This is a genomic window from Caballeronia sp. A2-2 (assembly GCF_057612605.2).
The window spans coordinates 2,382,609-2,408,649 of the sequence record NZ_CM172587.1 but is presented as its reverse complement, the minus strand read 5'-3'; the positions used below and the strand labels follow the sequence as shown (position 1 = coordinate 2,408,649).

24 protein-coding genes are annotated in these 26,041 nt (G+C 60.9%); 11 read left to right on the top strand and 13 right to left on the bottom strand.

Annotated features, from left to right (window positions below; all coding sequences use genetic code 11):
* Positions 1-22: 22 nt before the first annotated feature.
* The 3 genes from ACZCWR_RS11465 to ACZCWR_RS11455 all read left to right on the top strand — a co-directional run bounded on the left by ACZCWR_RS11465 (position 23) and on the right by ACZCWR_RS11455 (position 3,541).
* Positions 23-2,602: a tetratricopeptide repeat protein gene (locus ACZCWR_RS11465; protein WP_487300880.1), complete on the top strand. Its 2,580-nt coding sequence runs from the start codon at positions 23-25 to the stop codon at positions 2,600-2,602.
* A 103-nt stretch (positions 2,603-2,705) separates the two neighbouring features.
* Entirely contained in the window at positions 2,706-2,993 is a 288-nt protein-coding gene (locus ACZCWR_RS11460; protein ID WP_487300879.1) for a TFIIB-type zinc ribbon-containing protein, read from the top strand.
* Between the two features lie 29 nt (positions 2,994-3,022).
* Positions 3,023-3,541: a CBS domain-containing protein gene (locus ACZCWR_RS11455; RefSeq protein WP_487300878.1), complete on the top strand. Its 519-nt coding sequence runs from the start codon at positions 3,023-3,025 to the stop codon at positions 3,539-3,541.
* A 14-nt stretch (positions 3,542-3,555) separates the two neighbouring features.
* On the opposite strand, the gene ACZCWR_RS11450 is transcribed toward ACZCWR_RS11455, so the two are convergent.
* The 7 genes from ACZCWR_RS11450 to ACZCWR_RS11420 form a co-directional block, all read right to left on the bottom strand.
* A complete protein-coding gene (locus ACZCWR_RS11450) occupies positions 3,556-4,887 on the bottom strand; it encodes a glycosyltransferase family 9 protein (protein WP_487300877.1) in 1,332 nt (443 codons plus the stop codon).
* Positions 4,888-5,112: 225 nt separating this feature from the next.
* Positions 5,113-5,559, bottom strand: coding sequence for a hypothetical protein (locus ACZCWR_RS11445; protein ID WP_487300876.1), 447 nt, complete (start codon positions 5,557-5,559; stop codon positions 5,113-5,115).
* A 219-nt stretch (positions 5,560-5,778) separates the two neighbouring features.
* The gene (locus ACZCWR_RS11440; protein WP_487300875.1) at positions 5,779-6,984 is read right to left on the bottom strand and encodes a sugar transporter; all 1,206 of its coding nucleotides are present in this window, start codon (positions 6,982-6,984) and stop codon (positions 5,779-5,781) included.
* 62 nt (positions 6,985-7,046) lie between these two features.
* Complete coding sequence (locus ACZCWR_RS11435; protein WP_487300874.1) at positions 7,047-7,355, bottom strand: hypothetical protein; 309 nt, start codon at positions 7,353-7,355, stop codon at positions 7,047-7,049.
* Positions 7,356-7,439: 84 nt separating this feature from the next.
* On the bottom strand, positions 7,440-8,018 hold the full coding sequence (locus ACZCWR_RS11430; RefSeq protein ID WP_487300873.1) for a HutD/Ves family protein: 579 nt from the start codon (positions 8,016-8,018) through the stop codon (positions 7,440-7,442).
* Complete coding sequence (locus tag ACZCWR_RS11425; protein WP_487300872.1) at positions 8,015-8,944, bottom strand: agmatinase; 930 nt, start codon at positions 8,942-8,944, stop codon at positions 8,015-8,017. The genes ACZCWR_RS11430 and ACZCWR_RS11425 overlap by 4 nt, the downstream gene beginning before the upstream one ends.
* Positions 8,945-8,967: 23 nt before the next feature.
* The gene (locus tag ACZCWR_RS11420; protein ID WP_487300871.1) at positions 8,968-10,278 is read right to left on the bottom strand and encodes an MFS transporter; all 1,311 of its coding nucleotides are present in this window, start codon (positions 10,276-10,278) and stop codon (positions 8,968-8,970) included.
* Positions 10,279-10,433: 155 nt separating this feature from the next.
* Here ACZCWR_RS11420 and ACZCWR_RS11415 point away from each other — a divergent pair, with 155 nt between their 5' ends.
* The 3 genes from ACZCWR_RS11415 to ACZCWR_RS11405 all read left to right on the top strand — a co-directional run bounded on the left by ACZCWR_RS11415 (position 10,434) and on the right by ACZCWR_RS11405 (position 14,461).
* On the top strand, positions 10,434-11,351 hold the full coding sequence (locus tag ACZCWR_RS11415; RefSeq protein WP_487300870.1) for a LysR family transcriptional regulator: 918 nt from the start codon (positions 10,434-10,436) through the stop codon (positions 11,349-11,351).
* 181 nt (positions 11,352-11,532) lie between these two features.
* Positions 11,533-13,110, top strand: a complete 1,578-nt coding sequence (locus tag ACZCWR_RS11410; RefSeq protein WP_487300869.1) for a GGDEF domain-containing protein — start codon at positions 11,533-11,535, stop codon at positions 13,108-13,110.
* 112 nt (positions 13,111-13,222) lie between these two features.
* A complete protein-coding gene (locus ACZCWR_RS11405) occupies positions 13,223-14,461 on the top strand; it encodes an MFS transporter (protein ID WP_487300868.1) in 1,239 nt (412 codons plus the stop codon).
* Here the strand turns inward: ACZCWR_RS11405 and ACZCWR_RS11400 are convergent.
* A complete protein-coding gene (locus ACZCWR_RS11400) occupies positions 14,458-15,102 on the bottom strand; it encodes an HAD-IA family hydrolase (protein ID WP_487300867.1) in 645 nt (214 codons plus the stop codon). The two genes, ACZCWR_RS11405 and ACZCWR_RS11400, sit on opposite strands and share 4 nt — an antisense overlap.
* Positions 15,103-15,378: 276 nt before the next feature.
* Positions 15,379-16,311, bottom strand: coding sequence for a DMT family transporter (locus ACZCWR_RS11395; RefSeq protein ID WP_487300866.1), 933 nt, complete (start codon positions 16,309-16,311; stop codon positions 15,379-15,381).
* A gap of 77 nt (positions 16,312-16,388) precedes the next feature.
* Between ACZCWR_RS11395 and ACZCWR_RS11390 the strand changes: the two genes are divergently transcribed.
* On the top strand, positions 16,389-17,240 hold the full coding sequence (locus ACZCWR_RS11390; RefSeq protein WP_487300865.1) for a LysR substrate-binding domain-containing protein: 852 nt from the start codon (positions 16,389-16,391) through the stop codon (positions 17,238-17,240).
* A 12-nt stretch (positions 17,241-17,252) separates the two neighbouring features.
* Here the strand turns inward: ACZCWR_RS11390 and ACZCWR_RS11385 are convergent, their stop codons facing one another.
* The gene (locus tag ACZCWR_RS11385) at positions 17,253-18,689 is read right to left on the bottom strand and encodes a methyl-accepting chemotaxis protein (RefSeq protein ID WP_487300864.1); all 1,437 of its coding nucleotides are present in this window, start codon (positions 18,687-18,689) and stop codon (positions 17,253-17,255) included.
* A 289-nt stretch (positions 18,690-18,978) separates the two neighbouring features.
* Here ACZCWR_RS11385 and ACZCWR_RS11380 point away from each other — a divergent pair, with 289 nt between their 5' ends.
* The 3 genes from ACZCWR_RS11380 to ACZCWR_RS11370 all read left to right on the top strand — a co-directional run bounded on the left by ACZCWR_RS11380 (position 18,979) and on the right by ACZCWR_RS11370 (position 20,667).
* Positions 18,979-19,506: a hypothetical protein gene (locus ACZCWR_RS11380; protein ID WP_487300863.1), complete on the top strand. Its 528-nt coding sequence runs from the start codon at positions 18,979-18,981 to the stop codon at positions 19,504-19,506.
* A gap of 58 nt (positions 19,507-19,564) precedes the next feature.
* Positions 19,565-20,086 carry a hypothetical protein gene (locus ACZCWR_RS11375; RefSeq protein ID WP_487300862.1) on the top strand — a complete coding sequence of 174 codons (522 nt, stop codon included), beginning with the start codon at positions 19,565-19,567 and terminating at the stop codon, positions 20,084-20,086.
* 98 nt (positions 20,087-20,184) lie between these two features.
* Entirely contained in the window at positions 20,185-20,667 is a 483-nt protein-coding gene (locus tag ACZCWR_RS11370; protein ID WP_487300861.1) for a hypothetical protein, read from the top strand.
* A 15-nt stretch (positions 20,668-20,682) separates the two neighbouring features.
* Here ACZCWR_RS11370 and ACZCWR_RS11365 read toward each other — a convergent pair whose 3' ends face one another.
* Positions 20,683-21,213, bottom strand: a complete 531-nt coding sequence (locus tag ACZCWR_RS11365) for a hypothetical protein (protein ID WP_487300860.1) — start codon at positions 21,211-21,213, stop codon at positions 20,683-20,685.
* Between the two features lie 32 nt (positions 21,214-21,245).
* Positions 21,246-22,286 (bottom strand): hypothetical protein, encoded by a 1,041-nt coding sequence (locus ACZCWR_RS11360; protein ID WP_487300859.1) that lies wholly within the window; start codon positions 22,284-22,286, stop codon positions 21,246-21,248.
* Between the two features lie 298 nt (positions 22,287-22,584).
* Between ACZCWR_RS11360 and ACZCWR_RS11355 the strand changes: the two genes are divergently transcribed.
* Positions 22,585-25,122: a hypothetical protein gene (locus ACZCWR_RS11355; RefSeq protein WP_487300858.1), complete on the top strand. Its 2,538-nt coding sequence runs from the start codon at positions 22,585-22,587 to the stop codon at positions 25,120-25,122.
* On the opposite strand, the gene ACZCWR_RS11350 is transcribed toward ACZCWR_RS11355, so the two are convergent.
* Positions 25,109-25,942 carry an SDR family oxidoreductase gene (locus ACZCWR_RS11350; protein ID WP_487300857.1) on the bottom strand — a complete coding sequence of 278 codons (834 nt, stop codon included), beginning with the start codon at positions 25,940-25,942 and terminating at the stop codon, positions 25,109-25,111. The genes ACZCWR_RS11355 and ACZCWR_RS11350 overlap by 14 nt on opposite strands.
* Positions 25,943-26,041 lie beyond the last annotated feature (99 nt).

The following is a 26,041-nucleotide window of genomic DNA, read 5'->3' as shown; positions in this document are numbered from 1 at the left end:
ATTTTTTCCGGCATGCCACGCCATGTATTTCGATCAAGCCCGCTACGACGAAGCCTTGCACCATTATCAGAACGGGCGTTTCGCCGATGCGGTCGATGTCCTCGTACCGCTGCTGCAAGCCAGTCCTGCTCATGTCGAAGTGCTCAATCTCGCGGCCATCTGCTGCCACGGCGCGAATTGTTTCGATGACGCCGAGGCGCACTGGCGACGGGCTATCGAAGAGTGTCCCGCGTATGCAGCGGCATACGGCAATCTCGGCAATCTGCTGACCACGCGCGGCAAACCGTCCGATGCCGAAGCGGTCTATCGACAGGCCATTTCCGTCAATCCGGCGTTCGCGCAGGCGCACTACAACCTCGGCAATCTTCTCCTGCGCCTCGGACGATCAGACGAAGCGGAAGCGTCGTTACGCGAAGCCATCCGCCTGCAACCGGCGCTGGCTGAAGCCCACTACAACCTTGCCAATTTGCTTAAGGAACACAAGCGTATCGAAGAGGCAGAAACCGCGTTTCGGCATGCCATTGCCGTGCGCCCCGATTATGCGGAAGCCTTTAACAACCTCGGTAATCTGCTGCGTGAAGCCGGCCGCCCGCACGAAGCGCGACGCGCGCTCCGACGCGCCGTTGCATTGCGTCCGGCGTTCGTGGAGGCGTTGAGCAGCCTTGGGCACCTCTTGCGCGAGCGCGCAAGACCCGCGCGCGCCGCCGTGCTTTTTTCACGCGCCGCGACCTTGCAGCCGCATTCCGTCGATGCACGTTGCGCGCTCGGTCATGCGCTGCTGGAACTCGGCCGCATGCAAGACGCGCGCGATGCCTTCGCCGCAGCCATATCACTCGATCCGAATTGTGTCGATGCACTGATCGGTCTCGCGAGCGCATTCGAACGCGAGCAATGCAGAACCGAAGCCGTGCAGGCTTATCGCCGCGTCATCGCCGTCGAGCCGGGAAATGCGCGGGTACACGGCGCGCTTGCGTGCGTGCTGCATGGCCTCGGACAGCTTGCCGAGGCGGAACAGGCATGCCGCAATGCGCTCGGCGTCGATCCGCGCTTCGCGGAAGTGCGTTACAACCTCGGTTTGATCCTCAGCGATCAGCATCGCTTGCCGGAAGCGGAGCACGAGTACCGTGAGGCGATTGCGCTTCGACCCGATTACGTGGAAGCGCACACCAACCTGGGCCGAATCCTGCGCGACCAGCAACGTCTGCACGAAGCGGAAGCTATCCTGCGCGATTCGCTCGCGATCCGTGACGACGTGGCCGAGACGCACAACAATCTCGCCTCCGTGCTCAAGGACATGGGGCGGATGGACGAGGCAATCGCGAGCTTCCGGCAGGCGGTGCGATGCAACCCGGACAACGAACGCGTCCATCGCAATCTCAATTACGCCCTGACCTATCAGGCGGAAACGTCGCGCGAACTGCTGGACGAATGCACGCGTTTCACCGCGCATCACGAAGCGCCGTTTCTCGTGCAGCCGGTCGCGCATGCGAACACGCGCGAGCCGAGACGGCGGTTGAACATCGGCTATGTCGCACCGGATTTCAGCGTTCATTGCCAGTCCATGTTCACCGCGCCGGTTTTCGCCCACCACGATCACGCGAACTTCAAGATTGTTTGTTATTCGAGCGTCGAGCATTCCGATGACATCACGCACATGCTGCGCCCGATGGCCGATCTCTGGCGCGATGTCCATCACCTCGACGACGCGCAACTCGCCGATCTGATTCGCGCGGATGAGATCGATGTGCTCGTCGATCTGACCTTGCATATGTCGCGCGGCCGTCCGTTGCTGTTCGCACGCCGGCCCGCGCCGGTGCAGGTGCAATGGCTCGCCTATCCGGGCACGACGGGCAGCCGTGCCATCGGCTATCGCCTGAGCGATCCGTGGATCGATCCGCCTGATCGCACGGAGCGGGACGCGTTCTATAGCGAGCGCATCGTGCATCTGCCCGACACATTTTGGTGTTTCGACCCGCGCGTGACGTCGCCCGATGCGCCGGATGTGAGCGTGTTGCCGGCATCGTCGAACGGTTTCATTACATTCGGATGCCTGAACAATCCGTGCAAAGCCTCGGAGCGAACGCTGCGCATGTGGGCCGCCGTGCTCGGGGCCGTGCCTGATGCCCGCTTCATCCTGCTGGCAGGCGAGGGACCGCGCGAGCACTATCGCGCGCGATTGAGCGCTCTCGGCGTGGATCTTTCACGTATCGAATTCGTTGGATATCAGGCGCGGGTGGATTATCTGCAAATGTACGGGCGGATCGATATCGGGCTGGATACGTATCCGTACAACGGCCACACGACGAGTCTCGACGCGCTCTGGATGGGCGTGCCCGTGCCCTCGCGCGCGGGCGAAACGGCCGTGAGCCGTGCGGGCCTGAGCCTGCTCTCGAATCTCGGCCTGCCGGAACTGGTCGCGACAGACGACGATTCCTATGTCGATATCGTCACGCGCCTTGCAAACGATCGTTCGCGCTTGACCGCGTTGCGGTCCGGCCTGCGCGCTCGCATGGAACATTCGCCGATGATGGATGCGGCCCGCTTCACCCGCAATCTGGAAGGCGCGTTTCGTCAGATCTGGGAAGGGTATTGCGAGGCATGAGTACTTCGGTTTTTCCGAACCGAACCGCTCGAAATCTCTGATTTTTCCATTTCGCTTCGTCCGTTAGATTGTCTTCTTTGAAAGCAAACGGAAAGGAAGCGAAATGAAATGCCCTGTCTGCCCGCAAAACGAACTCCGCATGACCGATCGCGCGGGCATCGAAATCGACTACTGCCCGACGTGCCGTGGCGTGTGGCTGGATCGTGGCGAACTCGATCAGATCATCCGGCGTTCGTCGCAGGACGTGCCGTCGCAGACGCCGGAAGCCGCGCGCCATGACCTTCGCCACGCAGGCCATGACGAGCGCGACCGGCGGCTCATGAATCGTCACGACGAGCAGCGGTACGCGCGGCGCAAGAAATCGTTTCTCAACGACATCTTCGACTTCTGAACAACCCCGGCAAACGACGGAGAACGATCATGGCAACGGTAAAGCAGGTTTTGATAACGAAGGCAAACGACAGGGTTCATACCATCGCGCCCGGCGCGAGCGTGTTCGACGCAATTGCAATGATGTCGAAGGCAGGCGTCGGCGCGATCGTAGTGACCAGCAATGGCAACATGGACGGCATGGTCTGCGGCATCTTCACCGAGCGCGACTACGCGCGCAAGGTGATCCTGCAGGACAAGTCTTCGCGGACCACGACCGTGCGCGAGATCATGACCGCACCGGTGATGTCGGCGAATCTCGCCGCGTGCTCGGACGACTGCATGAGTCTGATGACGCAGCATCGTATCCGTCATCTGCCGGTGATCGAAAGCGGGCGGCTGCTCGGGCTGATCTCGATTGGCGATCTGGTGCGGCATTTGATCGACGAGCAGCGTTTCGCCATCGATCAGCTCGAACTCTATGTGCGCGGTCCGTGTGAGCGGGCACCGGCCGATACGCTCACGCGACGCAGTCCGCTGCCGCGCGCGGTGGCGGGAACGGCGGCCTGAGGATAGCGTGTGCGTCAGCGCAGATCGGCGACGAGCGTCTGGCGCAATGTGCCGATCATCTTGCCCCACGCGCCCAGTTCGGGCGCGCGCATGAGCCGCACGGACGGATACCACGCCGTCGTGTCCGGCGCGTGTTCGTAGCGCCATTCCGCCACCTGATTGAGCATGAGATAACTGCGTTTGCCGAGCGCGCCAGCGAAATGAATCAGGCTGCCGTCGTTGCCGACGAAGGCATCGAGCTTGTCGATCAGCGCCACCGACTGCGCGAAGGTCGTGTCGACGTTCAGCGTCATGAAACGGTCGCGATCGGCGGCGCGCGGGTCCGCAAGCCAGCGCCGGTGTTCGAAGCCGCGCTGCATGACGACCCAGTAGATATCGTCGGTTGCATCGAGCAGCGGCGTCACATCGGCAAGCCTCAGGCTGCGCGATGCAAAGTTGTTGGCCGATTCGCACGATGACCAGAAGATGCCGATGCAGCGCCGCCCGCGCGCGCGATGCCAGATTTCGTCGATGAGCGGTTGCGCGCAGGCGGTGTCCGATGGCGCGATGCTCCGCCGCCACGGCAAGTAGCCGAGCACGGGAAAGAGCGAGGTGAAGAGGGCGAACGGATCGGTCCACATTTTGCCGTCGTCCGAGGCGCGTGTGAACCCGGCCGCGTGCATCTTCTCGGCGAGAAAGGCGCGGTCCTCGTCCTGCGCTTCGAGATGAAACAGCGTGCGGTCGTAGATGACTTCGACGCCCATGACCTGCAACGCGACGAGATAGCGCGCCCAGTTCACCATGTCGCCGGTATGGCAGGCGAACACCTGCAACTCGATGCGTGCAGGCAGCGCGCGCTCACCGCTCCAGTAACCATCGAGATTCGCATGGGGATCTAGCAAGCGCCGCGCCTCGGGTGACGACCAGAAACGGTGCAGGTCGCCGACACCCTGCGCGATGCCCTCGCGCCGCATACGCCCGCGCGCCTGGTGCTGGCCGAGCATATAGGCCGTGTGCTCATCGAAGCCTTCCGCGCTGAGTTGCGCCACGCGGTCGTCATCGCCGAGATAATGCCAGCCGAAGACGCGCCATAGAAATGCATTGAGCGGCGGGGTGGAAGGCTTGCTGGCAAAGGTCTCGAGCGCCGCCAGCGCGACTTCCCTGAGGCCGAGATGCAGGCATGCATCGAAGAGACAATGGATATGGAAGGCGAAACCGCTTGCTTCGCGCGTCAGCCGGAAACAGATATCCAGCGCCTGAAGAAATTCCCCCGCGTGCATGTGCGTCACGGCGCGCCAGTGCCAGTATTCGGCCATGTGGCCATCGACGGACTGCCGGGCGTCGAGAAACTGGAAACACTCGTCCACGTCGCCTGCATAGAGGCGGCGCGGAAGTTCTTGGTCGTAGAGCTCGAACATGCGTGAGAGGGGCAACGAGACTAGGGCGGAGCATAGTGCCCACGGACAGGGGAACAGTTTCGGAAACCGAATCAAATTTGACAAATATGACCGAATTTTTCCGGAAACCGTTTATCGCCCCTCAAGTATAGATGCGCATGCGCCGCGGTTCGCCACGTATTCGCCTCGAAGCCGTCACGCCGCCGCGCGCGTCAGCCGCTTGATCTCGTGTGAGATGGCGCGCGGCGCGCCGCTCGTGACGCGCTCGCAAATATCGAGCAGCACGTCCAGTTCGTCGCGCTTGCTGACCATGCCGATGCGATCCAGCCGCGCGATCTTCTGCAGGACGGATGGACTGGTCTCGGCGGTGAAGACCACCATGTGAAGGTGCGGATGCTTCATTCTCAGCGTGCGCAGGAACTCGAAATCGGTCGCGGCGTAATGCGTGTGCGCGCACCACGGTTCGATCACGAGCACATGCGGACGAAACGACAGCAGCGATTGCAGAAGGTCCAGCTTCGTGAAGGCGAGATCGCTGCGATCCTCGGGCTGCACGTCATCGAGATGAAGCTGAAGGCTCTGTGCGTACATCGTGCATGTATCGGCGAGCAGCCAGCGTCGGGAGTGAAGAGCTTGTCTCATGTGCGGATTTATTGTGATTGCCGGCATTAACCGGCGGGTGACCTCGGAAATTCGATTGAAGCCCGAAAACGGTCGCACGACTAAGTAGAAAAATCTTATCTTTGTGAAGGGTGTCGGGTGAACGAAGGTTCTGTCGGATTTACGAAGATTTTTAATTGATTATCGGCAGCCGTTACTGTGTTCGTTGATGCCTTATCAAGCGAGTTGATGCTTTGTCAGCTATTTACCCAAAGAAGCAACATTCCGGCGCGCATTCTGTCTCGACAAGACGAACGCCAATCCGCACACCGCCGTGCTCAGCGCCGCCACGCACGCGCCGAACATGCCCGCCCAGTCCAGTCCGATATCGCGCGCGACGAACTTCCCGAACAGCGCGCCCGCACCGATGCCGATGTTGTACAGACCGCTGAACATCGAGATGGCGAGGTCGGCGGCGTCGGGAGCCAGTTTGAGCACGTGCGCCTGCATCGCGAGGCCAAAGCAGATGATCGAGATGCCCCACAGCACCAGCAGGATCGACAAGGTGGCGAGCGTGTGCGCAGAAGGCCAGAGCAGCAAGAGGCACGCGCCCAGCGCGGCTACGGTGATCAACAGAAAGCGTCGCGGCCGGCCGGCGTAGAAGCGGCTGAAACAGAACGCGGCCGGAATGCCCGCGGCACCGAACAGGACGAGCAGGAACGTGATCTGATCGTCGCTGGCGTGCGTGACGAGGCGCGCGAAGGGTTCGAGATACGTATAGGCCGAGAAGTGCGCGCAGACGGTGAGGACCGTGACCGCGAAGAGCGTGACCAGCATCGGGTTCTTCAGAAGCCGGGGCAGACTTTGCAGCGAACTGGCCGATTCGTTCTGGATTCGAGGCAGCGTGATCCATAAGGCAGCCATGCCGAGCACGCCCGCGCCCGCGATGATCTGAAACGTCGCGCGCCAGCCGAGCGCATCGCCGATGGCGCGGCCGATCGGCACGCCCGCGACCATCGCGACAGACGTGCCGATGGACATCATCGCGAGGGCGCGGCGCTCGCCTTCCGGTGGCACCAGACCCACCACGAGCGGAATCGAGATCGACCAGAAGACCGCATGCGCGAACGCGATGCCGACTCGCCCGATCACGAGTATCTCGAAGTTCGGCGCGATGCCCGTCACGATATGGCTCAGGATGAACACGACGAACACGCGCATCAACAGCGTGCGGCGCTCGATTTCGCGGACGAATATCGTCAGCGGCAGGGACGCCACCGATACCGTCCACGCATAGATGGTCATGACCACGCCGACATCGGTCGGGCGCATGTGGAAGCTCTCGCCGATGTCGGTCAACAAGCCGACCGGAACGAACTCCGTCGTGTTGAAAATGAAGGCCGAGAAGGTCAGCGCCATGACGCCCCACCAGGGGCGCCGGAAAAACGAAGCGTCGTGCGTCAGCATGAGGAATGGGGTGGACGAGCGGCGCGGTGACCGGCAAGCGGGTTGTTTGGGTTATGGACGAATCAGGTGGAAAAAACGACGGCCGCTTTGTCGTCGATCTGCGTGAAACTGCGCACGAAGCGATAGGACTCGGCGCCGATCTGCATCCGGTTGGGGCCGGACGATGTCGATTCGAGCATGTCGTTGGCAAGCGCCGCCGCAATCGAGCCGACGCGGCGAAGCTCGTCCTTCGGTCCCGATGGGTCGCCCAGATACACGGTGCAGACGTCCGGTGCGTTGCGCATCATGATGACGCTCGTCGCGGTGTCGAGTGCGCGTTCCAGAAAGCCGGCAAGCGCTTGCAGGGACTCCGGTGTGCGTTCGCTTGTCATGATGTGACCTCCGTCGGCGGGTTGACTATCGCATGATAGACCGGTGGCGGTCAGCATATCGCGCGCCTGGCGCAGTTTAACTGTTCAGATTTTGCGGTGGTGTGAAATGAATTCGACCAGAAACGCGGTGGAGGCGGGGCCGGCGGTCAAACGGGTGGCTGGGCTTTTCTTCGGATTCAGATAATCCCATTCGTGCAGGCGCGCGGTGCTGCCATCGGCGAATGTGGTTTCGACGTGTCCCGCTGCCACGAAAATCAGTTGGCAATCGGGCGAAATCGCGTGCTCCGCTTCTTCGACGATATGCAGACGCGCCGATCCGGCGGCGCGGCACACCATGACGTTGAAATCGAGCATCGGCCCGTCGAGCAGGCGGCCTTCGAGGCGGTGCTCGCCTTCGAACTCGAATAAGGAAGATGTTTTATCGAGCGTGTGGTGCGTGTCGCCGTAGTCGAGGTCGATCACGCGCATTCCGGCACCACGTAGCAGCGCGAGAATTCTGTGCACGCCGGGATAGCAGGAGAATTCGGCATCGCAGTTCACCTCCGCGACGCTCACGCGAAGGGCGAACGCTTCGTCATCGAAAGAGCCGTCGAGCCGCAATAATTCGCGTGTCGTGCCGTTGCCGTTCTTCCAGCGCGTCGGCGCGACATCGCGAAGATTCACGACGCCAGCCTGCGCGCCGTATGACCGATCACGTTGGTCAGCAGCCGGATGATGGTCAGCGCAGTCATGTCGCGCACATCGAGCGCCGGATGATGCTCGACGAAATCGATCCCCGCAAGCTGCGTTCTGCTGCAAAGATGCTTGAGGATGCCGCGCGCCTGATGAAACGTCAGCCCGCCGGGCAGCGGCGCGATCACACCGGGCGCGATGCTCGGGTCGAGGCCGTCCACGTCGAAGGTGACGAACCACGGGGCATCGTCGATCAGATGACGCGTCACGGCCGCGATGCCTTCTTCGTGCACCACTTCGGCGGGAACCAGCACGTTGCCGCTGCGCCGCGCGTCTTCGACATCGGTGCGTCGCGCGCTTCCGCTTCCTCGCAGTCCCACCTGCACGATCCGCTTCACGAACGGCATCTCGCGGATGCGGCGCATCGGGCTGGAATAGCCGTGGCGCTCGCCGTTCACTTCGTCGCGAAAGTCGAGATGCGCGTCGAACTGCAGCACGTTGAGCGGTCCACGCGTGTCGAAGGCGCGCACGCACAGCGGCGGAATGGAATCGTCGCCGCCGAGCACGAGCGGAATCGCGCCGCGTTCGAGCAACGTCCTGACGGATGAGGTGACTGCCGCTGCATTGCGGGCCACGTCGAGCGTTCCCGGCACGTTGCCGCAATCGACCGCTGTCGCGTGACTGTCGCCGAACAGCGTGCCGTCGAGATCGAAATCGTAGTGATCGGCCTGACGCCCATAACGGAAGCTCCGCTCGCGAATCTTGTCCGGCGCGTTGGAGACATCGCAGTGCAAAAGCGCAGGCCCGTAAGGCACGCCGTACGGCGCGCCAATCACGGCGAACGTGGCCTGAACGCGGTCGAGATCGGGTTCGGCCGGAAAAGCAAGAAACGGAACCTTCGGTGCTTCGCAAAGCATGGTTTGACCTCGTGAAAAAAGCATCAATCGGCGATGACGTGTTCAAGCACGTCGGAGCGAATCGGACCGAGCGCGAAGATATAAATCAGGCATCCTATGATTGCGACGACGGATGCCGAAACGAGCCCCGGCGTGAACGAACCGGTCGCATCCTTCAAAAAGCCGATGACAGCCGGACTCGCGATGCCCGCAAGATTCGCGATGCAGTTCTGAAAGCCCGCCACGGTGCCGGCAACGGAGCGCTCGCCCGGTGCGGAGACATCGGCGGGCAGCGCAAGAATGCTCGACGTCGCCACCGACACACCGAAGAACGCGATGGACAACAGCAGCAGGGCCAGCCACGCCTGCGTGACGATGCCCGCAAGCCCGATGGTCGCGCTCAACGCCATGCCCACCACAATGCACACCTTGCGCGCGAAGTTCAGGCCGTAATGGCTCGCCGCGATCTTGTCGGAAGCCCAGCCGCCGAGCCACGAGCCGACCAGACCCGCGAGCCCCGGCAAGATGCCGTAGAAACCGAGTTGCAGCAGCGTGAAACCGCGCGCCTTGACCAGATACGTGGGATACCACGTAATGAAGAAATAGATCACGTAGCCCTGACACGCGAAGCCGAGCGACATCGCCCAGATGACGCGCGACGAAAACAGCTTGCCCCATTTGATGCGCACCGAACGCTTCGCGACCGTGGGCGCGTCCTCCGAAATATGCGTGGCTTCCGCCTCGTTGACGAAGCGGTTCTGCGCGGGAAACTCGCTCGCGACGAATAACCACACGACCACCCACACAAGGCCGACCGCGCCCGTGAAGATGAACGACGCGCGCCATCCGTACGCCGTGATGATCGCGGTGCAGACCGGAAGCGCGATCAGCGTGCCGCCGCGCGCGCCGCAATCATAGATGCCGGAAGCGAGCCCGCGTTCGGTCGGCGGAAACCAGCGTTCGACGAACTTCGTGGCAGCGGGAAACGCGCCCGCTTCGCCCACGCCGAGCAAAAAACGCAGTCCGAGCAGCGATGCGCTGCCGCGCGCGAGACTCGTCGCCATCGTGAAAAGCGACCACCACACGACCGCCGCCGCAAAGACCGCTTTCGCGCCGAGCCGGTCGACCAGCATGCCCGCGGGAATCTGAAACGCCGCGTAGGTCCAGAAGAACGCGCCGAGAATCAGTCCCGCTTCGCCCGATGAAAGATGCAGGTCCGTCGTCATGTAAGGCAGCGCGACCGCCAGATTGGCGCGGTCCATGTAATTCGTGATGATCGCAATGAATGCGAGAAACACCATGAACCAGCGGAACCGGGTGGCGCGGCGCGTCTGCGCGATGGGTATCGTCTGCATTGTCTTGTCTCCTTGATCGCGGTCGCGGCCTGCGGCGGCGCGCTTGCGATTCGACAATTTCAGCGAAAAACAATCCTGTCCGCCAATACATTGTTCGGCGCGAGTCCATAACCGTGGGTTATGCTGGGCCGCAAAACCGACGTGAGGAGCGCAGCATGGCCCGGCCGACACTCAACTATCACCAGGTCGAATTGCTCTATGAAGTGGTGCGATGCCGCACGCTCACGGCGGCGGCGCAGAATCTTCATATCTCGCAGCCGGCGGTGACCAAGCAACTCAAGGCGCTGGAAGAAAGCCTCGATGTGAAGCTGTTCACGCGCGAGAAAGGGCGTCTCGTGCCGACCGCCGAAGCCATCTTGTTGTTCGATCAGACCGAACGCACGAACGCCAGCCTGCGCGCGCTCAACGAACTGGCGGATGGCCTGCGCACCGGTTCGCTGGGGCGTCTCAGTATTTGTGCCTATCCTGCGGTCACCGAACGCTTGCTTCCCGAAGCGATTGCCGAGTTTCAGGCGCGTTTTCCGAAGGTGTTCATCGAAGTCGCGATCGAGAATGCGGAAAAAATGCTCGATCTGGTGGAAAGCCAGCAGGTGGATATCGGCATCTGCACGCCGTTTCGGGCCATGCGTAACGTGAGCGAACTGCATCTGCTCGATTCGACCATCGTGTGCGCGGTGCGCTCCGACGATCCGCTGGCGAAGCAAAAACGGGTGCGCATGGGCGATGTCGATGACGTCACGCTCACCATCGTCGAGGCGCTCGAAAGCATTCCGGAGCTTCAGACCTTGCTCTCGTCCGCGACGCGGTCGATCCACGCGCGCGTGTCCAGTTCGGGGCTCGCCTGCCGCATGGTGCAGTTGTCGGGGCGGCGCGCGATCGTCGAGAGCCTCACGGCGGCGTCCATCGACGCGGCGAATCTCCGGTTCATTCCGCTGGACACCGTGCCGCTGCGCCGCATTTCCATGCTGCGGCCCTCCTTGCGCCCGGTCAGCGCCTTTGCCGAGGCGTTCTGCCAGATCCTCAAGAAGCACGCCGATAGCCTGAGTCCCCGCATGGCGCGGACGAGGAAGTAGGGGTTGCCCGAACGGCTTCAATATTTCCAAAGGAAAGCCGTTAACGAGGACAGAGGATAGATAGAGTTCATTTCTTTGCAAGGCCCGTTTCTCGCCCCACGCACGGGCGATCCCGGACACAGTCGGAAACGAACAGCTCTGGATTCATTGCCATCGCGTCGCACGCTGTCCACGGCGACCGATGAAGAGCAGCGCGTACGACGTCATGTTGTCGTTCGGTAAGGAGGAGGCGGTGATGCATTCATTGACCGAGAGGACAGAGCGGAAAAATTCGGCGTCGTGGATCGACCGGCATGCCGTGCGGGTCGCGATAGGCGCGACCATCGCCACGGTCATCATTCTGATGTGCACGGTGGCTTGCCTGATTTTCAGCCGTTACGATGCCATCGAGAAAACGCGGGCCACGTCGGCCAACATCGCGCAGGCCGTGGCGCGCGATATCGGTCGCAATCTCGAAACTTACGATCTCTCGTTGCAGGCCGTGGTCGATGGCATGTCGGACCCCGAAGTATTCAATCTTCCCGAAGAAATGCGCCGCCGGATTCTGTTCGATCGTTCGACGGGCGCGGAATACGTCAGCGCCGTGTATGCGGTGAACGAGCACGGGAATATCGTCGAGGCATGGTCGAGGCGCATTCCAACCGTCAATCTTGCCGATCGCGAGTATTTCAAGGTCCATCGCGACCGCGACGATCTCGGGCTGTATATCTCCCGGCCTTATGTGTCCAATTCGCGCGATGGCGCGCCTGCAATCGCGCTGAGCCGGCGTATTTCGAAGGCGGATGGAAGTTTCGGCGGCATCGCGCTCGTCGCCATCAATCTCGCCTATTTTCAGCAACTCGTCGATGACATCAAGCTCGGCGAGGGCGGCGCGTCGACCATTCTGCAAACCGATGGGCTCGTCGTCGCACGCAATCCGAGGCTCACGACGGATGGCGCCGTCAGCATTCGCAACTGGCCGGTTTTCGCGAAGGCGCTGTCGGTGATCAGCGGGTCGCTCGTGGCGCGTTCGCCGCTCGATGGCGTCGAGCGCATCATGACCTTCGCGCACGTTCCCGGCACCAATCTCATGGTGCTGATCTCGCCGTCGCTGAACGACGCCACGGCGGACTGGGCGCATCATTCGCTCATCACGGGGCTGTTCGTCGTGTTCGTGTCGAGCGCGTTCACGGTGGTCGTGTGGCTGCTCGTGTATGCCGTGCGTCAGCGCGACGCAGCGCAGGCGCGGCTGATCGAACTCGCGGATACCGACGCATTGACGGGCGTCGCCAATCGCCGAAAACTCGACTTCGCGCTCGAAGGTCTCTGGCACGATGCCGCGCGCGACAGCTACGAAGTGGCGCTGTTGTTCATCGACGCTGACCGCTTCAAGGTTTATAACGACGTCCACGGTCACGAAGTCGGCGACCGCGCCTTGCGCTTCATTGCGGAATGCCTCGCCATGCACGCGAGAAGAATGGGCGATCTGGTGGCGCGCTATGGCGGCGAAGAGTTCGTGGTGGCCTTGCCCGGCTGTTCGCTGGCACGCGCGCAAAGCGTGGCGGAAGCCATCCGGCGCGATGTGGCCGGTTCGGGCAGCGCGCACGCGTTGGAGTTGCCGGGCGTGACGGTCAGCATCGGCGTGGTGACGTGTCATCCTGCTGCGGGAATCGCCTTGCGCGAAGCATTGCGGAGTGCCGACGAAGCGCTTTACCGGTCGAAGACGGCGGGCCGGAATCAGGTCACGGCCTCGCTGGTATTGGTGGACTGCGAATCCTGATTTTTTTTCTTTCGATTGTTCAGCCTCACCGGCTAGTCAATTCGGCACTGGCGGCTTTTTCCTGCTTTTTTTAGGCCCTACAGTGACAGACTTCTCTTTAGCGTCTGTCATCATGCACATCGATACGCCCTCGAATACCGCGTCGCTGCAAGCAAGCACCACATCGATGCGTCAATGGCTTTCGGTCATTGCGGTCGCGGTTACCGCATTCGCCTTCGTGACGGCCGAGTTTCTACCGGTCGGATTGTTGCCGCAAATCGCGCATGAACTCGGCGTGAAGCCCGGCGTCGCTGGCCTCATGGTCACGACGCCCGGCGTCATGGCGGCCATCTTCGCCCCCGCGCTGATCGTCGGCGCAGGACGCATGGACCGCCGCGTCGTGTTCCTTCTGCTGACCGCCGTGCTGCTCGTCTCCAACATCGTGTGCGCGGTCGCGACGAACTTCGCGCTCGTGCTGGTCGGACGCGCCTTGCTCGGCGCGGCGCTCGGCGGCTTCTGGACGCTGGCGACTGCTGCATCGCCCCGGCTGGTTGCCCCGCGCGATGCCGCGAAGGCCACCGCCACGATTCTGGCGGGCGTCACGTGCGCGACGGTGATTGGCGTGCCGCTCGGTACGTTCATCGCGTCGTTCGCGTCGTGGCGCATGTCGTTTGCCGCCACCGCCGTGCTGGTGACGATTGCGTTCATCGCACAGGTGTTGCTCGTGCCTTCCTTGCCTTCGGCGTCCGCGCTTCGTCTCGCGGACTTTAGAACGCTGCTGCGCCGTCCGCAAACGCGCCTGAGCATGTTGATGGTCGCGCTCGTGTTCGGCGCGCATTTCTCGACCTATACGTATATCGCGCCGCTGCTCGAACAGGATTTTTCTTTGAGCGCGATCACGCTGCTCCTGTTCGGATTCGGCTTGCTCGGCTTCTTCTCGAATGCATTGATGTCGATGGTCGTCGCCAATCACCTCAAGAAATCGGTCGCGGTGATGACGTTGCTGCTGCTCGGCGCGATTGCCGCCATGCTGCTGCTCGATCACTCGATCGTCGGCGAATCGGTGGGCATGCTCGTGTGGGGCGTTGCGTTCGGCGCGTTGCCGCTTTGCTTCAGCGTGTGGATTCAGCGCGGCACGGCGGACCTGGCCGAAGCCGGTTCCGCGATGTTCGTGAGCATCATTCAGGTGGCGATCGCGGCGGGTTCCGCGGTGGGCGGCGCGATCGTCGATCATGCAGGCGTGGACGCGGATTTCATTCTCGGAGCCGGGCTGGCGGTGCTCGGCTTGATCACGCTGCAACGTTTGGCGACGCTGGAGCGGCCGCGTGTCAGCCCCGCGCTCGTCAGCAATTGCGATGCTTCGGCCGACTAAGCGCTTGCTCGAATGAACGTGTGCAACTCGGCGAGTTCCTGAATGACCGGCACCGGGCGGGACAGCGCGGCACGCGTCGTCTTGCTGAGGCGATAGCCGACTACTTGCACGCCAGCGGCCAGTCCCGCCTGAATGCCCGCCACGCTGTCCTCGACGAGCAGACAGCGGCCGGGCGAAATGCCGATCATCGACGCTGCGTGAAGAATGAGTCCGGGGTCGGGCTTCCACGAACCGACCTCATAGGCGCTGGCGATCCGGTTGGAAAAGTAAGGCATGAGCCCGGTGACATCGAGACACGCTTCGATCTTTTCTCGCGGGCCATTCGAGGCCACGCATTTCTCGATGGTGATGGCGCTGACGACTTCGACGGCGCCATTCATCGGCTGAAGCTCCTTCGCGAAAAGTTCGGTGCTGAGCGTGCGAAACGCCTGAGTGAATGCGCCGATTTCCATGACTGGAAAGTCCTGAAGAAGCGATGCTGCGAAGAGTGCGAAACGCGTGCCGCGAAATCGTTCGAGCATGTCGTCCAGCGGCACGCTCACGCCTGCGCTTTCGAGAATCTGGCAAAGCGCTCGCGCCGATAGCGTTTCACTGTCGACGAGCGTCCCGTCGCTATCAAAAATGATTCCTTCGATGTCCACTTTTATCCTGTGTTTCGTCCATGGCGAGTGGCGCAATCTTAGCGTTACAAGGCTGGCTTAGCGCAAGCAATCGGAATTGGCATTGACAATAGGTTGACGCCTTAAATAGACGGCCGTTTTTTTAGTGGCATTTCATCTACTACTTAAAAAAGGGCTTGCTTCACTAAAGGGAGTGATCCATGGGCCGTTAAAGCAGTTCTCTCAGGTTCTGGACGGCCCTCGGAATGACCAGAACTTTTTCTGCCAGCCACGTCGGCTGGCTTTTTTTTAGGGCTTTTAGCGCCCGGTGGCCGGTGCTCGCGACATCACCACGATGCCCAGACCTGAGAGCACCGTGCCGAAAAACATCGGCCACGAGAGCGGTTCACCGAACATCGCCCATGCCCATACGAGCGTGACGGAAGGACTCAGGAAAAGAACACTCGACACGCGCGCAGTCGTCGAGCGACGCAGGCAAACCCAATAGAGTCCGTATCCGCCGATGGTGGAGAGCACCGCCGTCCATCCCACGCTAATCGCAAAGCCCGTCGTGAAGGACGGCATGAGCGTGCCTTGAGACTTTTGCAGGCACAGGAATACGAGGCATGTCACGGCACAGTGAATCCACAGCGTGCTCAGGACACTCAGCGAGCCAGCACGAGAAGACGTTCGCGCTTGCCATAGGGTTGCGATGGCGAGCGAGGCCATGCCCGCCACCGGCAGAAAGAACGCCCAGACCGGCGTCGAGGCAAGCGAGAAGGCATCGCGGCTGACGATCAGCACACCTGCGAGACCGATCGCCATGCCCGCCCAAACGCGTTTTGCGTAGTGCTCCCGAAAGAAAACAGTCGATATCACGACAGTGCCGACGGGCAAAAGATTCGCGATCAATGCCGAAAGACCGGCGGGCACGCCAAGTTCGATTCCTTTCGATATGCCCGCCAGATAGCCCGCCAGACCGAGCAAGCCGAACATGGCTTGTCTTATCAATACGCCGGGTGCCGCTTTATGAAGTTCGCGCGCCACCCACGGAAGCAGGCAGACACAAATGAGCGCGCAACGCCATAACACGACGAGAAACACCGGCGCGTAATCCGCCGAATAGCGCATGCCGACGAATCCCGAACTCCAAGCCACGACCATGAGCGCTTCGAGCGCCGGCAAGGGCAGCCGCAAAAACACGCTGGCAGGCGCGAGGGATGCATCGCAAGCCGGAGAGAGTTTATTCATGCTTCGAGCGTAGCCACCGAAACACGATTCGAAAATCAAAATATACTGAGGTGGTCGTTCAACTTTATTTAACCATCATGGAATCGGTTCTCGACATCGAACTCTTGCGCACCTTTCATGCGGTGGCACGGCTTGGCAAATTTCGCTCGGCAGCCGAACTGGTCCACAAAAGCCCGGCGGCCATCAGCATTCACATTCAGCGCCTGGAAGCGATTGCGGGCGGCAGGCTGCTGGATCGCGACAATCAATCTGTGACGCTCACCACGCTCGGCAAGCGGCTTCTCGCCAGCACGAGCGAATTGCTGAACACGCATGACCGCGTGATGCAGGAAATCAACGGGAAAACGCTTGCAGGAAGGGTGGTGCTGGGCGTGCCGGACGAATACGCCGCGCATGTGATTCGGGACATTCTTCCGGGCTTTTCAGCAAGTTGGCCGAATGTCGTGCTGGAAGTACGCACCGCGCCAAGCCTCAAACTGCGCGATCAACTGATGCGCGGAAAGCTCGACGTCGCCTTGCTGGTTCAGCCTGTGAAAGCTAGCAGACCGGCGCAGGTGCTCACGGTGACTACGCCCGTCTGGGTCGGCGGCACTGCCTTCGTGCTGGATGAGAGCAGTCCGTTGCCGCTTGCTTTGTACGGTGAGCCGTGCCCTTACCGCATGGCGATGATGAGCGCGCTCGAACGCATGGGGCGCACATGGCGCGTCGTGTTGGATAGCGCGTCGAGTCAGGTCATCAAGGCATGTGTCGAGGCGGGGCTCGCGGTCACGCTGGTGGACCGCGCGCGCGTGAGCGACGGCATGCGCGTCTTGAAGGGGCTGCCGAAAATTGCCGATCACGAAGTCGTGCTGATGCGCGACGGCAAGGGACGCACGAACGATGCAATCGAACTGCTGATTTCGACGCTAAGCGAAAACTTCCGGCTTTGATGCGGGTTTCATTCAGACCGAAGGGAGTACGAAGCGATTGACCACGCTCGTCAGCCGCACAGTCTGATCTTTGAGGCTCTCGGTAGCGGCCGCGCTTTGCTCGACCAAGGCCGCGTTCTGCTGCGTGACTTCATCGAGTTGCTGAACGGCCGTGCACACACGCGAGATGCCCGCCGTCTGCTGCCCGCTCGCATGCGAGATCGTGGCGATCAGATCGCGCACTTGCCCGGCTCTAGAAACGACATCTTCGATGCTGCGTTTTGCATCCGCCACGAGGTCCACACCGGTATCGACCTTGCCGGAACTGTCGTCGATCAATTGCTCGATTTCCTTGGCCGCATTGGCCGACCGCTTGGCGAGCGAGCGAACCTCGGTCGCGACCACCGCAAAGCCACGGCCTTGCTCGCCCGCGCGAGCCGCTTCGACCGCTGCGTTGAGCGCCAGCAGATTGGTCTGGAACGCGATGCTATCCACTACCGAACTGATGATCGCGATTCGTTCGGAGGCCAGAGAAATATCCTTGATCGTTGCGACGACTTTTCCGACCGCATGGCCGCCTGTCGAAGCTACGTCGGAAGCCATCTGCGCCATTTCCGTGGCTTGGCCCGCAGTTTGCGAGGAGTCACGAACCGCGTCCGTGATTTGCGCGATTGAAGCGGCCGTTTGTTGCAGGCTCGTCGCCTGTTGTTCGGTACGCTCGCTCAAATATCCGTTGCCCAATGCAATTTCCGCCGATGCGTTCGCGATCGAAGTCGCCACTTCCCGCACTTCGTTCATGGCTATTGCCATGTTGACAACGGCTTGCTGTAACGCTTGTGCGGTCGGCGCGCTCACCGCGAGACTGCCGACATCGAGACAGATCACGCCGCTGTGATCCATGCTCCTGACAATCGAAAGAAGATCCGAGGCCTCGATGGCCGCCTGTCTCAAACGCAATGCCATGTAGATTTCCGTGCCCGTCTGCGCGGCGACGTAAGCCCCGTGCATGACCATCATCCAGATGCTGGGTTTGGTCGTGCAATAAACGTTGTAGCTCAAAGCCTGCAAGCGATCGAACAGGAAATGATGAACGACGAATAAAGCGGCACACAGGATCAACACCCGAAAGTCTCGGTAGACCAGTAGCAGACCCAACAAAACGAATACGCCGAAATGAAATTCGACCGTGCCGTGTCCCAATTGAATATGCAGGGCGACGAGGCACACGTTGCAGATGGTCAGGATCACGCGCGAACCCAGCGTGGCCCGTGCCGCGAAAAACGCCACGGTCGCGACCGTGAGCGCGACGGCGACCACGGCGAGCGCGAGATCGAACGATCCGTAGACGTGACCAATTCCTAGTGCTGCGGCACAGGAAACGAAGGTCGTGGCGTACATGACCGCATCGCCCGTGCGCGCAATGTTCAGCAGGACAGGATCGTCCTGCCCGCGACTGGAAGATTCAACCATCGGGATTTTTCTAGGTTATCGATGCTTACTCAGGAAGCCATATCAAGCTAAAACTCTCAAACTTTATCGGCAAAAATGGCCTCCTCTTGAGGTGGCAAGACTAAATTCCCGAATTTTTTAGTGCGCCAAGACCGCTTGCCTTTAAAAACTCCCGAATCGTGACATGTCGATCGGCATGGTTTGCATTGCATGAAATGTTTACTTGAATAACCGGTTTTCTTTCATTAATCTCCTGTCGAAAAGGAAATCCAAGCCGCCTGCAAGCGGCACGTATCCAAGGAGACGGCACATGCGTTCGTTCTGCGTAGCAATGCTTCTTATGGTCACGGCGGGACTTGCTTATGGCGATGGCTCATCCGCCATCGCAACGCATCAGCGCGCACTCAAAGTATTCGATGCGAACGGAAAGCTCGTCGGCCTGCTCTCGTCCTATAGCGGCGCGGACGGCGTGTTCCTCACCGTCAATGGCACGACCACGTTCGTGAAACTCTCGCGAGAAACGGGCAAGGTGGGAACACCAAGCCGGCGCTTCGTATGGTCAAGCAATTCGGCCATCGCTTTCGAATCCGCCGATTGCAGCGGACAACCTCTCATCAGTTTCGATTCGGGTTGGCCGCGTCCCTCGACACAGATTCAGCAAGGGTCCGATGTCGTCGTCTATGTCGGAAGCACGGTCAATTCCGAAGGCATACAAGCGAAATCGTCGCTACAGAACGCGACTTGCACCGCAAATGCCTCACTGGTGCAGGGCGTGAGACCGGAATCGAGTTTTTCGGTCTCGCAGCGTTATCCCGAGCCGCTCACGATCGATTATTGATTTCATCGACGGCAATCCCGCGTGACACGTTTTGAATGACGACATCGAGGAGCAACTGATGCGTGGCATCTGCATTTTTGTTTTGCTGCTGTTGGCTTCAACTCTATCGAACGCGCAATCGGATCAAGTGCGCGTTCTAAAGATTTTCGATGCGCAGGGCAGGGTAGTGGGTCCGCTCGAAACCTATCAACTCAAGGAAGGCGTTTATCTTCGCTTTGGCAACGCGGCCGTGTTCATGCCCGTGAGGCACAAGAAGATTTCCCAAATCAATTATTCGCTGTCGGAATTCGAATGGGACGATTCGACTTTCACAAACTACGTGACCACGGATTGCAGCGGCCCACCGCTGATCTATCAACTTTCCAATTCGCCGAATCCGATCGAAGTCGTGCGCACCGGCGTGGATGTGACGGCTTATATCGCCGGTTCCGGCTATTCGAGCAAGCAAACGACGAACTCGAACAGATCGTTCGACGGCGTTTGCTATCAAGGTACTCGAACCATGTCGAACTTCTGGACGCCGCAGAAAACGTTCGGTCTGACTCAGCATTATCCAGAGCCGCTTTCGATTCACTATTGAGCTTCGAAAAGGAAACGAACATGACGAAGCAACTTTCCGCGGCACTCTTAGCGCTAGGCGTGACCTTCGCACAAGCTCAAACAACAGACGGCGTCGCGATGAATACCACACCCGTGGTCCGCGATGCGCGCGGTCACGAAGTGGGCGGCTTGTCGCACTTCAACTTCAGTTACGGCGCGCTGTTGACTGTGGGCGATGAGCGTATCGTGGTGGCGGTCGAACGTCATTCCACCACTGACGATCCACTCGACCGCAACGCGCTTTATTCAGGCTCTCAGTTCATCTATCGAAGCTATATTTCGACGCTCTCTTATACGTCGGCCGATTGCAGCGGCGAGCCCATCGTTGACGATTCGACTGTCGGGCCATCGCCCGCTATCGTCGCGAGAGAAGGGACGACGGTGACGGCTTATATCGCGAGCAAGGCGCCGTATGAGACGTTCGCGATTGGATCGCGCCACAGCACGCAGACAGGCGCCTGCACAACGCTCGACACACCCGAGCAAAAGGGCGGCTGGCCCACGGGAACCAGGATCGTGCTAAGCCGTGAGCATCCCGAACCATTGACGATCGGTTATTGATAGATCTCCGACGATTCACCAGGGCGCGACGTATCGCGCGCCCTGAAGGTAGGCTGATCCGTCCGGATTGAGGACGATCGGCCGGCGGTCGGCGGGTGCGTTCGGCCCCGGCATGGCCGCGTACTGAACGCCGGATTGCCATGTCTGCGCCGATGGCGTGCCGAGATCGACTGCGATTCGGTCGGGATAGGTATAGGCCGCGCCATTGCCGTAATCCACGGCCAGCCCAATGATGCCACCCAGAAGGATATTCCCGAACACGGCACCGTTGGCCGATGACGATACCGACGTCGCCTGAGGCGCGAATCCGGCAGCGTTGCAACGTACCCAGAGCGTGTCCGAACTGCGGTGGACGCGGGTCGTGCCGGGCGCGACGACCGTCCATCGCCCCTGATTGTTCGACAGCGAGCAAGTCGCGCCATTCACGGCGCCGGTGTTCGAGGACGTGGTGACCATGACTTCCTGATCCGTGCCGCTGACGATCGAAGCACATCCTGACAATGCGCCGATCACGACGACGCTCAGAACCGATTGCAAACGAGCCAAGCGAAAGACGATCATATTTGCCTTGCGATGCGTCAGAATGTCAGCGCGGCCTGAATGCTATTGGCTGCGGCCTGATTCAATTGAATGCGGTAGTTCTGCGAATAGTTCAGCACATAGCCATTCGCCGAACCGGACGACGCAACGGGATAGATATTGCCGCCCACGCTTGCATTCGCCCTGATGAGCGTGCCGTCATAAACATTGCCGTTCAATTCGAAGTAGACGCGGTATTCAACCGTTGTGAGATTCGGACGCGCATTGGTGGCGACGAACATGTTGACGCCGTTCACCACTCCCACGACGCCGTCGACCGCTTTATAGGTCTTGGAATCCGCGCTTGAATAGATGCCGCCCGTCTGCATGAGCTTTGCGATCGTCGTGTTGGTTCCCACAGGCGAGGGCGTCGTGCCAGCCGTGCTTGCGGCATAGTCGATGACCGTGTAGCTGTCGCCGATCTCCGTCTGCGAATAGCGCAGATAAGCGGAACCGCTTTTCCACGTGGCCGTGGCATTGAGCAGCGCGGGGTTGTAATAGAGCGAGTTGAAGTATTGACTCAATTCAGCCGGAGCGGATGCAACCGCGCCCGCAAGCGACACGCTCGAGAAGTCGTGACGCATGCGGCTTTCGACGACTTGAGTCTGGTCGGCCGAGAGCGTATCGATGCGCACATCGTCGCCGAGATAGCTGACGCGTTTGGCCGTTGTCGAGCCAAGCACTATTTTTCCGTTGATGAGATAGCGAGTCACACCCGCGACGGCCGGTGCGGGAAGCGTGGCCGCGAGCGAAACGGGCGCGCTGACGGTCATGGTCTGCGCGCTGCCGTTCGACGGCGAAACCGCGACGGACGAATAATCCTGAGTCAGATAATGCGCGTTCGCCGTGGGCGTGCCCGAGTAGGGAAGCTCCCAGTCCAGCGAGTAGGCAGCGGAAGGGGCAAGGTTGAATTGCTCGAAGGCTTTCTGCGCGGCACTGACCGATGGTGTCGACGCAGAGCCTCCGCCGCCTCCGCATCCTGCCGTGGCCAGGAGGGCCGAAATCGTCATCGTCGCGGTACTCAGTTTCGCTTTATTCACTGCTTGACCTCTTTTGACTCGTTGTCGTCTATTGCGTCTATTTTCGGAAAAGCGGTCCCACTTCTTCGAGTGGACCTTGAGCTCGATCAGGTTGTCGGCACCGATTCTAAAAACTTGAGTCGTTCATTAAAAAATAGGACCATGGCATTCTTCTTCGGCCAATTTTTCTGCGCCATCCGCTAAAAGTCCGGCCTTCTCAGAAGCGTGTGCTTAGATTCAGACCAGTAGCGATGCTAAAGAAATAAAACAATCAATGACGCAAGCGCATCGTGTTTTTCCGCACCGCACGGGGGAAATCATGCAACCTGCCTGGATCGTTAAAAAATTCGCCGTCGTCATGCCCTGGGTTTTCCTGGCGCTCAGGCGTGCGCTGATTCCCACCCTTTGCTGCGCGTTTCTGGTTTTTCTTTTTTATGCGGTGCCGCAAAGCCGCGAGGTATTGCACGCATTGATTCCGCGCGATTCCGCGTTCGGACTCAAAAGAGAAGACTGGGTCGTCATCGATGCCTGGCCGTTGTTCTGGTATGTCGCCACCTCCGTGACGGTGGCATTCGCGGTGTGGTATTCGGCGCGGCTGCTTTGCGCCGTGCAATTCAAGATGAGTCTGCCCACGGCATGGCGTCCGTCTTATCGGCTGCTCACCAACCGGCAGATCATGAACGCGGTGACATGGTTGCCACGCAGCCTCGGAATCACGGCGCTCGCGGCGTGCATCGGCGCGCTGATCTTCTCGAATTTTCACTTCATCCTGCCGGGCATCCGGGCGCATTTGTTGGTGGCGCTGGGACTGTCCGCTCCCTTGATACTCGCCAGCGTATTGCTCAAGTTCCGGCTCAAAGGGCCCTTGCACTGGTCGCGCTTCGCGCTCTGGCCGGCCGTTGCGTTTTATGTGTTGTCGATATCCGCCTTCGTCCTCACCAAAGCCGAGTGGCAGGTGCAGGCCGTCAGCATCTGGACGTCGCTTCTGCCTGCGGACATGTTGCTCGTTCTCGTGATGCGTCGCGTCGAAATGAACGGGGCGGACACACAAGGATTCCGGCGACTCTGCATCGTGGTCCTGCTCGGGCTGGCGGGGCTGCTTCCGGGCGGCATGCTGGCGCTGCTGGCCGTGTCGCCGGTCATGATCCGGGGCGAGCACGGCAAGTCGCGCGTTCGGCCCGCCGACGTTCAACTCGGGGACGTGATCGGACGCGTCGTGTTGCTCATCGTTCTCGGTGTCGGCGCGTTGTTGACGCTCGCCGAGGCACGCAGCGGCGCGGCGCGGAGTTTCGGTTCCGCGTCGGCCATCATGCTGTCGCTGGCCGCGCTCGTGATTTTGCTAAGCGCCGTGCAACTGGTCGTGCGATGGCTGACGCAATGCGTGCCGGGCCTCACGACCGCGCTCGTGCTGCTGCTGATCGTGCCGGTGAGTCTGCTGGCCAACAGGAACATCGGGCATGAGGCGTTCAAGGACATCAACGACACGCTGAGCGGACAGAAGGACAAGTTGCGCGTATCGGCGACTATCGCGCCGGCGGTTCGTCGCGATACGCCGCGACCGCACGGGCCGGGGCCGCAGCTTTATATCAATGCTTTCGGCGGCGGCCTGCGCGCCGCGATCTTCACGGCGCAGGCGCTCGCGCTTGCCGACGACGCTTCGTGCGGACAGTTCGGCGAGCACATTCAGGCGACGAGCAGCGTATCTGGCGGCAGTCTGGGCATCGCGACTTATCTGGTCGCGCGTCAGGCGCTCGTCGAAAGTGCGCATCGCGAAGGGCTGGCATCGCCGTGGTTGAAGTGCAGGCCGGGCGCGGCGCCGGACGCGACGCCGCTGTTTCGAGCGGTCAGCGAAGCGCTGATTCAGGATCACCTGTCGGCGGCCATCGCGCGGGCCGTGAGCCTCGATCTCGTGCCGGGCGTGCCGCCGAGTCGCGGCATGGCCTTGCTCGACAGTTGGAACGATGCATTGAGGTCCGCCATTCAGATGAACGAGCTGAACAAGCAGGAAACGCCGCTGGCGCTCGAAATGCCGCTGGAAGCGCTCACGGGTGCGATCAAATATCCGCCGACGGTTTATTTCAACGCGACGGATTCGCGGCGGGGCGGCATCGTCTGGTTTTCGAACGAGACGTGGGATCAGGCGTCCTGCGAATTCGGCAGCGTGCCTAACGCAAGCAAGCAGCCCATGTCCTGCGATGGCCTGAGCGTGGGGCAGGCCGTGTTGCACAGCGCGCGTTTTCCGCTCATCACGCCGCCGGGTGCGTTCATGCTGCCGGGAACGTCCTCGGTGTCCCGCATCGCGGCCGTGTTGGTCGATGGCGGCTATGCCGACGATTCCGGCGGCCAGACGCTGCGGTATCAGATCGGTCACGAGCGCCTGAATAATCAGGATGCCACATTACTCGAAATCGACGGCAACCCGCCCGAAGATGGCGGAAGCTGTCACGACGCCCACGCTGACCGCCATGCGACGGCACTGCCCGTGGCGCTCGAAGCGTTGCTGGTTTCACGCTCGGCGCGCGCGACGCTGGATGCCCAGTTGTTGCTGGACATCGTTCCGCTGTGCAAGGAAGGCGACGGCGCCGCGAAGCACTGCGCATACCGGGCGACGCTCGACCCCGAGCAAGTCTTGCGCGCGACACAGCCCGATCACGCCGAGCTTTGCGCGATGCTCAAACAAGCCGAAATTCCCCCGCTCGGCTGGTACACGGGCAGTGATGCCGCCGAACTTATTTCGGAGTCCGTCATCATGCAAGTGCCGTCGATCTGCCGGCTGGCGGGACTTAAGTGCGACGTCGCCGCGTTGAGCCGCAAGGAGAAGCGCAGGCCGGGCGCGGATACCGTCACGCGGAACTAGCAGGCATCACCGACAGCGCGGTTTCTTTCTGCGCCTCCAGCATTTCAAGCTGGTTTCTGAGCGATGCCCGTATCGATTCGTAAGCACTCTTGCCCAATGCCAGCCGCAACGGCGGATGCGCGCGGTCGATCGTGTCGATCATCGCGTCCACGGTCTTCGCGGCATCGGCGAATTCGAAGTAGCCTGCTTCGATCGCGCGGCGAATTTCACCGACGGGCGTGGTGTCGTACACGCTCATCGGTTCCGCGCGATCGAGGCCCGTGCCGAAGTTCGTGCGCGTCGGTCCCGGTTCCACGATCACGAAGTCGATGCCGAACGCGCCCACTTCCTTCGCCACGCTCTCCACGAAACCCTCGATGCCCCACTTCGTCGCGTGATAGGCGCTGAAGGCCGGATAACCGATCCGTCCGCCTTCCGACGACACCTGCACGATGCGTCCGCCGCCTTGCTCGCGCAGACGCGGAATGACCGCGCGGATCAAGTGGATCGAGCCGGTCAGGTTCGTCGCGATCTGCCGGTCTATCTGTTCGTCGCTCAGTTCTTCGGCCGCGCCGAAAAGACCATAACCCGCGTTGCTCACGACCACATCGATGCGCGCACAGGCAGCGAAGGCCTGCGAAACGGCGGTGCGGATGGCATCGACGCGGGTGAGATCGCATTCGACGATATGCAGACGGTCGCCATGTTGGCGGCGCAAATCGTCCAGCGCGCCGGGCTTGCGCAATGTAGCGACGGCGCTATCGCCGCGTGCGAGCGCACGTTCGGTCAAGCCGCGTCCGAGGCCACTCGATGCACCGGTAATCAGCCAGTTCTTGCTCATGCTCGTTCTCCTTTTTAGGGTCGAGCGTTCATGCTAGAGCGCTATGATTGGTCCGAGAAGTCCTGCTAATCGGCATCCTGTGTTGAAGGAGATTCACCA

Bases quoted from the DNA above. Each gene is read 5' to 3' on its own strand.
- ACZCWR_RS11415 (WP_487300870.1), top strand. From the start codon at position 10,434: ATGGCCCGGCCGACACTCAACTATCACCAGGTCGAATTGCTCTATGAA.
- ACZCWR_RS11425 (WP_487300872.1), bottom strand. From the start codon at position 8,944: ATGCTTTGCGAAGCACCGAAGGTTCCGTTTCTTGCTTTTCCGGCCGAA.
- ACZCWR_RS11460 (WP_487300879.1), top strand. From the start codon at position 2,706: ATGAAATGCCCTGTCTGCCCGCAAAACGAACTCCGCATGACCGATCGC.
- ACZCWR_RS11380 (WP_487300863.1), top strand. From the start codon at position 18,979: ATGCGTTCGTTCTGCGTAGCAATGCTTCTTATGGTCACGGCGGGACTT.
- ACZCWR_RS11440 (WP_487300875.1), bottom strand. From the start codon at position 6,984: ATGCTGACGCACGACGCTTCGTTTTTCCGGCGCCCCTGGTGGGGCGTC.
- ACZCWR_RS11350 (WP_487300857.1), bottom strand. From the start codon at position 25,942: ATGAGCAAGAACTGGCTGATTACCGGTGCATCGAGTGGCCTCGGACGC.
- ACZCWR_RS11435 (WP_487300874.1), bottom strand. From the start codon at position 7,355: ATGACAAGCGAACGCACACCGGAGTCCCTGCAAGCGCTTGCCGGCTTT.
- ACZCWR_RS11395 (WP_487300866.1), bottom strand. From the start codon at position 16,311: ATGAATAAACTCTCTCCGGCTTGCGATGCATCCCTCGCGCCTGCCAGC.
- ACZCWR_RS11445 (WP_487300876.1), bottom strand. From the start codon at position 5,559: ATGAGACAAGCTCTTCACTCCCGACGCTGGCTGCTCGCCGATACATGC.
- ACZCWR_RS11410 (WP_487300869.1), top strand. From the start codon at position 11,533: ATGAAGAGCAGCGCGTACGACGTCATGTTGTCGTTCGGTAAGGAGGAG.
- ACZCWR_RS11370 (WP_487300861.1), top strand. From the start codon at position 20,185: ATGAATACCACACCCGTGGTCCGCGATGCGCGCGGTCACGAAGTGGGC.
- ACZCWR_RS11355 (WP_487300858.1), top strand. From the start codon at position 22,585: ATGCAACCTGCCTGGATCGTTAAAAAATTCGCCGTCGTCATGCCCTGG.
- ACZCWR_RS11385 (WP_487300864.1), bottom strand. From the start codon at position 18,689: ATGGTTGAATCTTCCAGTCGCGGGCAGGACGATCCTGTCCTGCTGAAC.
- ACZCWR_RS11455 (WP_487300878.1), top strand. From the start codon at position 3,023: ATGGCAACGGTAAAGCAGGTTTTGATAACGAAGGCAAACGACAGGGTT.
- ACZCWR_RS11420 (WP_487300871.1), bottom strand. From the start codon at position 10,278: ATGCAGACGATACCCATCGCGCAGACGCGCCGCGCCACCCGGTTCCGC.
- ACZCWR_RS11465 (WP_487300880.1), top strand. From the start codon at position 23: ATGTATTTCGATCAAGCCCGCTACGACGAAGCCTTGCACCATTATCAG.
- ACZCWR_RS11375 (WP_487300862.1), top strand. From the start codon at position 19,565: ATGCGTGGCATCTGCATTTTTGTTTTGCTGCTGTTGGCTTCAACTCTA.
- ACZCWR_RS11390 (WP_487300865.1), top strand. From the start codon at position 16,389: ATGGAATCGGTTCTCGACATCGAACTCTTGCGCACCTTTCATGCGGTG.
- ACZCWR_RS11405 (WP_487300868.1), top strand. From the start codon at position 13,223: ATGCACATCGATACGCCCTCGAATACCGCGTCGCTGCAAGCAAGCACC.